Origin of the sequence: Lutispora sp. (genome assembly GCF_041687175.1) — a bacterium.
In the GTDB taxonomy this organism is placed as follows: Bacteria; Bacillota; Clostridia; order Lutisporales; family Lutisporaceae; genus Lutispora.
Map to the genome: position 1 here is coordinate 1 of NZ_JAWLCK010000107.1, position 9223 is coordinate 9223.

The window sequence follows — 9223 nt, forward strand, 5'->3', positions numbered from 1 at the left end:
CTCAAACAATACGGTAGAGGTTAATTGTGGAACTGGCAAGCCCTTTTTTTATGTACTTTTTCTTTGCATATCTGTGTATTTTTATTTTGCAATAAACAACCTGTTTGCGAAACACTAACAATAGGTTTTTTAGGTTTAGGAAATTTTTCTAGTATTTGATTATTAGAATCGGAATGATTCATTGTATTTTTAGATTTTGACAAATCACCTAATGATTCAGTGCGAATTTCCAATTTCTATGAAAAAATGTACGGATTTTTTTTAATAGATCTTTATTTCAGAAATACAGGTATCGTTATATTTGTCTCCTGTTTCTACATCTTGAATTGTGGTTTTTTGTTGTGTTATCTGGATATTAGCAACGTAATGGCAGTATATTCTTTCATGGAAAAGCCTCCAAAGTGAATATCTCTCACTATTTGTAAAAAATTTCTCTATAGAATAACTATCGGTTTTTCTCAATATAAAATAAAGTTGGATTACCAATAGGTAATCCAACTGCTGTTATCGGAATCCCCCAAAACTAATAAAGCTGGATTACCCAAAAGGCTACCCAACTTAATAACAACTTGATCTTTATCGATTCTTCCTACCCCACCTTCTCCTCCTTCTTCCCAAAAAACGTCCGCAACTCCCTATAAATCTCCCACTTCTCCCGAATAATACTATACAGAAACTTGGGATCATGAATATGCCGGTAAGCCGACATCAACGTTGAATGCCAGTTGTACTGATTTAACTTCTGGATGACTCGCTTCCTCCGCACGCGCTATGAGACGGTGGAGATTGTGTTTATCGCCCACCACACGGAAGCCAAGGAAGTCTCGGAGGAACAGTTTTTCTCCAAAGGAGAAAGCGGTGGAACCCTCTGCATCCGCTTATCGCAAGGCCTTAGAAATCGATGAAGGTCTCTAATATGTTTGGTTACGGGGAAGTAAGAAGATGCGTGAGATATACTTTTCAAAAATTCCCATGGAGCCGGGGGTGTCAGAATTAACTAATGATGCAGGTGGTTTCGCCCCAAGCGGTTTCATTCAATGTCTGTTTGTTTTTGACTTCCACCTCTTTATAAGAATAAAAGACGGTTATCCGAAGACAACCGCCGCTAACCATTTCTTATAAAATTTCTGTTTTTATTTTCTTATTATCTCTTAGATTTATCAAGCTACCTTCAATACTATTACTTAAACCCTTAATTTCTGATTCCTCATTTGTTGCCTTTTCTGTAATTCTTATTCCTACATTTGTCATATTATCTTTAGCGGTGTACTCTTGATAAATTTGATATTCATATCCACCATTTTCAAATGTTAAATAGTTTAAATCCATCCCCTCATTTCCTGCTCCCCCTCCACGCAAATAATATGAATAAGAAAATTCACTCCATGAATTAGCTTTGTTCTCAGGAAATTCAAGTTCTACTTTATCTTTTTTACCAAGCCGATATACTATATAATCCGGCTGTGTTTTTGATATACATACAGATAATGTTTTTGGGGAATTCGCTAACATAAAGCTAAATAGTAATTCTTCATTATCAGTACATAAATTCTCCCTGTCTTCATTTTTCGAGTCTGTTTCTGGCGATAAAGATAACGTTTTATTCGGATTATTAATTGCCTGATTTGCTGTATCGGTCTGATTAGTCTTCACGTTTGAAATTAATTTTAATCTTATTGATGCCCTTTCTGCACCATATCCCGTTTGATAAAAAACTAACCCTACACCTTTTTTCCATGTAAACGATTCATAATATCCTGTTTCAACTAGGTTATTGTATGAGTGGTATTCTATCTCATCTCCATTAACCTCAATATATTGATGCCATCCACGTTCATCTTCTCCTAAAGTATCTTGTATTTCTGCATTCTGACAAACAATGACACTATCTTCTGGAATATTTCCACTGGACTTAATCATATTCAGATTTGCTTCAGTCGGATTTATCTTATATATTGTATCTCCTGATTCATAAAAATAACCTATGCTTAACCTTTCCACTGGAACACCTTGAAGAGGGCTAAGATATAACTGATATATTCTACCTTCATTAAGGTTTTCTAATATTTCCATGTTTATTCTTACTTCTTTTTCATAAACGTCTTGGAATATAAATTGTCCTTTATATTTCATAGATATAATGTCATCATCCTGAAAATATACAGATTCATACTCATTTGATCCATTATCATAGTTTTTTGTCGTGGTTAACGAATTATAATCATTATTTTGATCATTTGCATCATCTTGTTTAATAATTTCTCCGCATCCAGAAACTAAAATCACATATGTTATAAGAATTAAAAGTAGTAACCTTTTCATTCATCTCCTCCAAAACTTTAAATTTTCATTAATTCAAATAGCGATTCATTTTCCTTATACTTATTAACTAATTTTGTAAATATATCTACTGATGTACTCTATCAATTGACTTATAAGAAGATATACCCCTGGCTGTTTATCTATAAATAGTGGGATTAAAATTACCGTCTGAAGTATACTTCCCACCAGTATACACATTTGTTCCACTATAAATATATGGACTAACCCTATCATTCAGATAATAACCTAGATAACCCGCTTCCTAATTTTTCTTCTTAATTCCATTCCCAGCCATGCCAATATCATATAAGGGATAGAAAATAATGGCCATAACAACGTTTCCTTACTAGAAGAAACAAACTCTCCAAACAATGCTGCGATAGGCGCTGATGGGGCGATAAACATGGCAAAAAATAACATGGGACCATATGAATTTGATGAATATTCAAGATAAGCAAAAAATACACCTACAAAAAACAGTGTTGAGAATGAAAGCATATTTTTAAATTTTGACTTATGATAATTTAAGAAGGGTTCTAAAAACAGCCCGAACAATAAATAGGGAATTTGGAACAGTAAATAAATTATGACTGACATAGATGCACTAAAATTGTAGTCTATCATGAAAGGTATTAATACAAAAATATATAGTATATGGAATAATACCAAAAATAAGTTGTTTGTTATCATTATAAATCTCCTCAAAAAGTGTTGTAATTATATCCCTAAATAGTTTCAGTGTACTATTTAGGGATTAATTCAAAATTACTTAATGCCTTTCTCTTATTTCTTCTATCTTTTTTTCTTCCTCCAATCTTTCCTGATATTGTTTAGGATTAGCTTTTTGCTGGATGTCACTCCAATAGTCTTCCGGAGCCCCTTTAACTTCAACATATCCTTTCCAACCTGCTCTAATCCCCTCTTTAACCTTATAATCTGCTGGATACCCTATCTTATTTCCAAATCTAAAATAAGTATCAACATCAAATGATACATGCTTATCATTACTAGGTCCAAAAAAATTGAAAGTTCCCTTATTTATTGGATCTTTTCCTTCTGTAGCAATTCTGCGTTTTTATTATAAACCGCTTCAAAATGCTCTTCTTCTCCTTTTCAGGTGCAGTAAATTTGCTATCTAGTACTTCAATAAAATCTATAGGTGCTGCGGGATGTTCATCTGTTTTCTACGCATCCCCTAACCCCAAAATATGACCAAATTCATGTGCAGATGTTGCTTGAAAATTTAATAATGAGTAGTCGGAAGCACTTCGAGTATACATTGTAATTTGTTGTTTATTACTTAGTTTCCCAGAGCTCTCTATTTAAACTCTCCAAACAATTCTTCAAATGAATATGTGACTTCCTTAATATTTTCCTCTGCTTCCTTTCTTGACTTAAAATAATCCTTTGCTAATTGATTATACTGCTCTTCCGTTATTCTAAAATAGTGCGTCTCGGATAATTCATTAAAATACACTTCTACTTTTCCATTTTGTGTAAGTGCTTTCAAGGTTTCGATTTCTTCTGAATTCTCTGTAAACCCGACCATATATATTTCATCTTCCTGTTGCGTTTTGTTGTTAAGATATGCCGCTGAAAAGAACCTTATATCTGATTTTCTTTCTCCACTGTTATATAACTCATAAAAGCCATAAGTAAGCCCCACTCCTCCCTGCCAATAACTTATTTTATTACCACCTAGAAGTTGGCTTGTTGTTCTTATTATGCTAATAAGCATAATTTCATTGTTGATCGCATCATACTTGAAAATATACTCATATCTTTGCTGATCTGAAACTATCAATTCAGGGAGTCCATCTTTATCCATATCAAAGTAATAATAAATACATTCATTTGGTTTTATCGAATCAAATTCTCCCTCAAATCCTTCTTTTTCTTTTGCTTCATTAATATATGGTGACTCGCCAACTACTACTTTATAATATTTTTTTGATATTGAATTACTGTCTACAATATCTTCATTATCAAAAGTTCCATAGAAATCAATGGTACTGATTATTTTACTAAGAGCGCTGTATATATCTTCGTCTATATAACTTAAATCTTCAAATCTTGTTTCACTACTTTTTAGAATCGAAGAATCAATAGGCTCATTTTCTGGAATTTTATTACTTTTTGATGATATTGGTAAGGTCTCTTCTGTTGAGCTTACCTTTTGTGATGAGACAGTATTTTCTGTCTCTTCATCAAAACCTTCATTTTCTTTATTAATTTCCCTGTTACCACAGGCTACAGTAATCATTATCATAATTAGCAATAACATCCACAATATTTTCTTCTTAAACACCTTCATATTACCTACCTTTAACAATTATTTATTTGTATACATGAATTTGTAAGAGCTGGTTGGTGTCGGAATAGATATACTCACTCTTTTTGATCATGTACTGGACAGGGTTCTGACTGACAGGATCTACAAAACCACTCGGTTGCAGGGACGTATAGGTCTCACTCATGGTTTGACGGTTGCCGGCATCGTCATAGGTATACACCGTGGTTTTCCCTGGTGCATTTACGTTGACAATTCGTCCGGCTGGATCATAGGTGTAGCTGTATTCGATTTGTCTTAAACTGGTAAAACAAAATAAAGTTGGATCAGAAAGGTAATCCATCTTGAAAACATTAAGAACACTATATCAGCTATTTCGTAACGTATTCATTATAATCAATTGAAGTTCGAATAATTCGAGATGGATACAATACATAAAGTTCATAATCCTTAAAAATGTCGCTTTCTATTTTATAATTCTCATCTTTATTTAAGTCGTAAATATATATGCCTGTTTCCCCATAATCATCATAATCTGTCATCAAATATTTTTGATCAACAAATCTTGGTTTATGGTAAACCAGATAGCTCCCATCATGGGACATGATCGGACTAAACATATATTTCCCTATTTCTGATATTTTCTTTGTTTTAATATTGTAATCATATGCATTAAACCCAGCATTTAAAAGAATATGATCATTTATATGCCATTGAGACAAGAAAATCTCATCTGTGTTTATTTCTGTTAATAGAACCCTTCATGATTGTTCTTTTATCTATATCATAAAATACAAAATAGTAATGATTATTCACATCTTTTTCAACAGAGACTATTTTTTTGTTATCATCAGATATTAATGGACCATCAATTAACTTATTTTCAGTATTGTAAAAATTTAAATCATCTTTATTAGTGTAATCTTCAGCACTTAAATCTTCACAAAATTTATCAAATACATACCGATTATCATCTATTACATAAAATCGTTTTTTAAATTCAGATGTATAACTTTTACATTCACTTTGCCCGGTTATTAGACTTTTATTTTTTAAATCTAAAATATAATCTTTATCTGTAAAATTACTTAACCACAACTTCGATCCATTTATAGATATATCCATTAATTGATTCTCAAATTCATTATCTACTAAATTTTTAATGATATCATTTGTTTGCAACACTTCGTATTCTTTATTTTTAATATCATTTAAGTGGACTAAAAGACTATTTCTTGTCTAGACATCAATATACTCGACTATGTCTACAATCAACCAGTCCTCTTTTATTGATTTTTCTTTTTTGTTGCCATTTGTTTCTATATTCTTTTTGTTATTATAACTGGTTAAATCCTTTTGATTATTTATACTCTGATTATTATTAGTACATCCTGAAAGAATTAATAAGATAATTAGAATAGTAAACAATATCTTTCGCATTGGACTCCTCCTTTACATAGGGAATTTGTATTTCCTATGTGCCTTAAATTATTGTCGGAATTAAGAGTAACCCATATGGATATTTATCCCCCAGGCAGGACCATCTATATGATTTGATCCAGATGTTGCGCCAACCTCATACCCATCTCTTATTTTTAGAGCAGCATGTCCATCCCAATAATCATTTCTATGGACTCCACTATTAAATTCATATCCCCCGAACTTCGAATATAATGTTCACTTTGAGGATAACCCTCAGCTTCATCCTCTACACCTTCAGGAAAGAAAACTAACGGATCATTAGATTTAATATCAACGTAATGTTCTTTTAGCCTTGGATCGCTTAAATATGAATTTAGCTGTAGGACTCTGTAACTCCTCCCTGATAAACCACCGATTCACGGTTTCCGTTTCATCATAGCTGTATGTTGTGGTATTGCTTCCGTATGTGACCGTTTCCATCCGGTTGATTTGTCATAGGTGTAGCTGATTTCCGTCACACCGTTTTTCACAATTTCTTTCAATAGGTTATTTTCATCATAATCATAGGTTCGGAGCCCACTTTCAGCGGTCATCTTGATCAGGTTGCCCACGGCATCATACTGGTAACGAATGGCATCGCCGGTCTCCTGAACCACCTTACTGGAGCTAATATTAACTGCCAAAAAGGCAATCCAACTATTAATTTAATTTCCCCGATTCTCTTGATTATTAGTATCCCATGTTATAAAGCTTGGATCATCAATTGAAACTACTTCTTCATAATGAACTGTTATTTTATCGGGTTTACATTTGTTATAAGAATTAAAAGTAGTAACTTTTTCAGCGGGGCAGAGGGGTCATTATCATATATAAAGGGATAGTCTCCCTTACCTTTAATATAAAAGAGCTATCCCTATTAGAATTAAGTATTCTATTTACTAGACAAGTTAATAATGTTAAAAATGTCTTGGGTTCATTATCTATCTAGCTTGTAGTAGGTGTTGTGTGTTGTGAATTATTATGCAAATAAGTTTCTGCAACTAATCTTTTAAAAAAATATGTTTCATTAATTTGATCCGTCCGTAGAAAATTATCTGTTTTGGGTTATTTTGTAGTACCTATGTTTTTATGCAGCTTTAAATTAAATTCTGTATTTTGCATTTATTGTGGATACTATATTACGGCTCAACACGACGAGCTAAAATAATTTTTCCCCAAACACCCACTAACATTGTGTCATCATTTAGCACAACTACTTGTGTACCTACTGATATAGGATAGTCTTCATCAAAATTTACTTGATAAAACTCAAGTGGTACTTCAGATAACCATTCATATTTTTCGCTATTTGTAATATTAATATTCTCATTACTAATAACGTCATAAAGACTTGGTTGTTTAAATTTTCCGCCATCATTGTACTCAGGAATTGTCATATACTTCAAGTTGTATTTAGGATTAAAAAATTTTTCTCCACCCAGCCGAAGATATTTGTCTGTATATTCCAACTCTAATCCTACATATTTCTCAGTATTATCCACTAAATCTGGACTATCATCTTCTTCTGACGGAAACATTAATATTTCAGATATTAAAACAACTTTTTCTAAAGTCCATGTTCCAAATATTAAAGGTGTAGATTCATTATTATCTGGAGACTTTGTCGTTAAATTATTAGTATTGATTTTTGTATTTTGGTTGTCTTCAATATCGTCTAATTCTACATGTTCATTACCTATAGAATTATGTTTGTTTGTAAAATCTTCATTTTCCTGACATCCTACAAATAGTAATAAACTTAAACTGACTAAAAATATTAACATAGAATATTTTTTTGCTATCATAAAAACCTCCTACTTCGAATATCCATTAATGAATATCTCTGCCTCTTGTGTTCTCCTAGCAGGGTTAGAACTACTCTCAAATGCATTCATAACACCTTCAGCAGTAAAATTCCCTCCCACCTCACGGAAATATTTAACTAAAACTTTCTCTTTTTCTCCAGTAAGTGTCCAAACGTAATTCCCATAATTATGAGTATACGAAACTAACATATCGAATTGGTGTTGTTCTAACGATATATTATGAGTAATAAGAAAATCATTTACAGCATCTTCTGACTCAGCTAAATCTTCTCTGAATATACTCCATACTTCTTCCATTGACATAGCTAATGAATTTGGGACTTTATATGCTATCCCATTACTTGGAGTTGTAGGTGGTAAAATTGATGCTCCATTAGCATATTTATCAACAAGTGCTCGTTCACTTGGACTATTCTCATAATCGTTCTTATTCACATAATGCCCATAGCCAAAAGTGATACCACCGTCACTTATCCAAATAGGATTTTCAGTTGTGCCAACATTTTTAAATACATAATGAGGATATATTCCTACAAGATTACCATTATCATCATACTCGCCTAATCCCCATGACTTTAATACCTCTGAGCTCATTTCAAAATTTGCTATCATCATTAAACCATCTTGACTAAGTGTCATTCTTTCAACTTCACTCGTCTCCTCATTTTCACCAAGTTCATCCAATAATAGTTCTTCGGTATCTTTACCTTGTATTCTATATTTTCCAGAAATACGATCAAAAATAATATAACCTTCAACGTCTACTATATCTCCACCAATATTTCTATAATTCTCTATCTCACCGCTCTCAACTAATTTTGCAACATTATCGAAATACTCATAGTTCGGAATACCTTCTGAAGTATATAATTCCTTGCGTTCTTCTTCAGTATATAGTTGTTCTAAATAAGTATATTCTTTTCTTATATCTTCTGCAGATATGCCTCCATCAGATTCTGTATTATTTTTATGATCCCATCCACCTTTTTCAGTTAATATCCAATTTTCATCCGTTTCTTCTTGTAGCCAGTCAGCAATGTTATCTCCGTTGGAATCAAACTCTTCCATATCCTCACTGCTGTCTACCTTGCCGTCTCCGTCCCAATCCAACCAAGCGGGTGGCTTTGAATAGTCTGTATGATCATTTGAACTTTTATTTTTATTACTATTACTACTATTACCATCCGACTTCTTCTTTTTATTTCCATCCAGGGCATCCTTTACAGTATCTACTACATTAATAATCGTACCGATAATCGTACCTATACTACCCAGAGGAAAATGACCGGATGGATCCACGTACATAACCGGATTATTATAAGCA

General features: G+C 32.6%; 9 protein-coding genes and 2 pseudogenes. 1 reads left to right on the plus strand and 10 read right to left on the minus strand.

The window, feature by feature from the left end:
• Positions 1 to 589 precede the first annotated feature (589 nt).
• Positions 590 to 742, minus strand: a pseudogene (locus tag ACESM9_RS12535) (sporulation protein YhbH); the annotation flags it as partial.
• Here ACESM9_RS12535 and ACESM9_RS12540 point away from each other — a divergent pair.
• Positions 735 to 900, plus strand: a pseudogene (locus tag ACESM9_RS12540) (DUF444 family protein); the annotation flags it as partial. The pseudogenes ACESM9_RS12535 and ACESM9_RS12540 overlap by 8 nt on opposite strands.
• A gap of 216 nt (positions 901 to 1116) precedes the next feature.
• Here the strand turns inward: ACESM9_RS12540 and ACESM9_RS12545 are convergent.
• From ACESM9_RS12545 to ACESM9_RS12590, 9 genes are all read right to left on the minus strand, one after another.
• Positions 1117 to 2322: a hypothetical protein gene (locus tag ACESM9_RS12545; protein WP_372999156.1), complete on the minus strand. Its 1206-nt coding sequence runs from the start codon at positions 2320 to 2322 to the stop codon at positions 1117 to 1119.
• 246 nt (positions 2323 to 2568) lie between these two features.
• On the minus strand, positions 2569 to 3012 hold the full coding sequence (locus ACESM9_RS12550) for a hypothetical protein (protein WP_372999159.1): 444 nt from the start codon (positions 3010 to 3012) through the stop codon (positions 2569 to 2571).
• Between the two features lie 628 nt (positions 3013 to 3640).
• Positions 3641 to 4636 (minus strand): hypothetical protein, encoded by a 996-nt coding sequence (locus tag ACESM9_RS12555; protein ID WP_372999161.1) that lies wholly within the window; start codon positions 4634 to 4636, stop codon positions 3641 to 3643.
• 347 nt (positions 4637 to 4983) lie between these two features.
• Complete coding sequence (locus tag ACESM9_RS12565; RefSeq protein ID WP_372999167.1) at positions 4984 to 5232, minus strand: hypothetical protein; 249 nt, start codon at positions 5230 to 5232, stop codon at positions 4984 to 4986.
• A 109-nt stretch (positions 5233 to 5341) separates the two neighbouring features.
• Positions 5342 to 5794, minus strand: coding sequence for a hypothetical protein (locus ACESM9_RS12570; protein WP_372999170.1), 453 nt, complete (start codon positions 5792 to 5794; stop codon positions 5342 to 5344).
• A gap of 57 nt (positions 5795 to 5851) precedes the next feature.
• Complete coding sequence (locus tag ACESM9_RS12575) at positions 5852 to 6052, minus strand: hypothetical protein (protein ID WP_372999173.1); 201 nt, start codon at positions 6050 to 6052, stop codon at positions 5852 to 5854.
• 398 nt (positions 6053 to 6450) lie between these two features.
• On the minus strand, positions 6451 to 6717 hold the full coding sequence (locus tag ACESM9_RS12580; protein WP_372999177.1) for a hypothetical protein: 267 nt from the start codon (positions 6715 to 6717) through the stop codon (positions 6451 to 6453).
• A gap of 495 nt (positions 6718 to 7212) precedes the next feature.
• Positions 7213 to 7878 carry a hypothetical protein gene (locus ACESM9_RS12585; RefSeq protein WP_372999180.1) on the minus strand — a complete coding sequence of 222 codons (666 nt, stop codon included), beginning with the start codon at positions 7876 to 7878 and terminating at the stop codon, positions 7213 to 7215.
• A 9-nt stretch (positions 7879 to 7887) separates the two neighbouring features.
• Positions 7888 to 9223 (minus strand): glycoside hydrolase family protein (locus ACESM9_RS12590; protein WP_372999183.1); only part of this gene is annotated, 1336 nt, incomplete at its 5' end.

Bases quoted from the DNA above. Each gene is read 5' to 3' on its own strand.
- ACESM9_RS12545 (WP_372999156.1), bottom strand. From the start codon at position 2,322: ATGAAAAGGTTACTACTTTTAATTCTTATAACATATGTGATTTTAGTT.
- ACESM9_RS12550 (WP_372999159.1), bottom strand. From the start codon at position 3,012: ATGATAACAAACAACTTATTTTTGGTATTATTCCATATACTATATATT.
- ACESM9_RS12555 (WP_372999161.1), bottom strand. From the start codon at position 4,636: ATGAAGGTGTTTAAGAAGAAAATATTGTGGATGTTATTGCTAATTATG.
- ACESM9_RS12565 (WP_372999167.1), bottom strand. From the start codon at position 5,232: ATGTTTAGTCCGATCATGTCCCATGATGGGAGCTATCTGGTTTACCAT.
- ACESM9_RS12575 (WP_372999173.1), bottom strand. From the start codon at position 6,052: ATGCGAAAGATATTGTTTACTATTCTAATTATCTTATTAATTCTTTCA.
- ACESM9_RS12585 (WP_372999180.1), bottom strand. From the start codon at position 7,878: ATGATAGCAAAAAAATATTCTATGTTAATATTTTTAGTCAGTTTAAGT.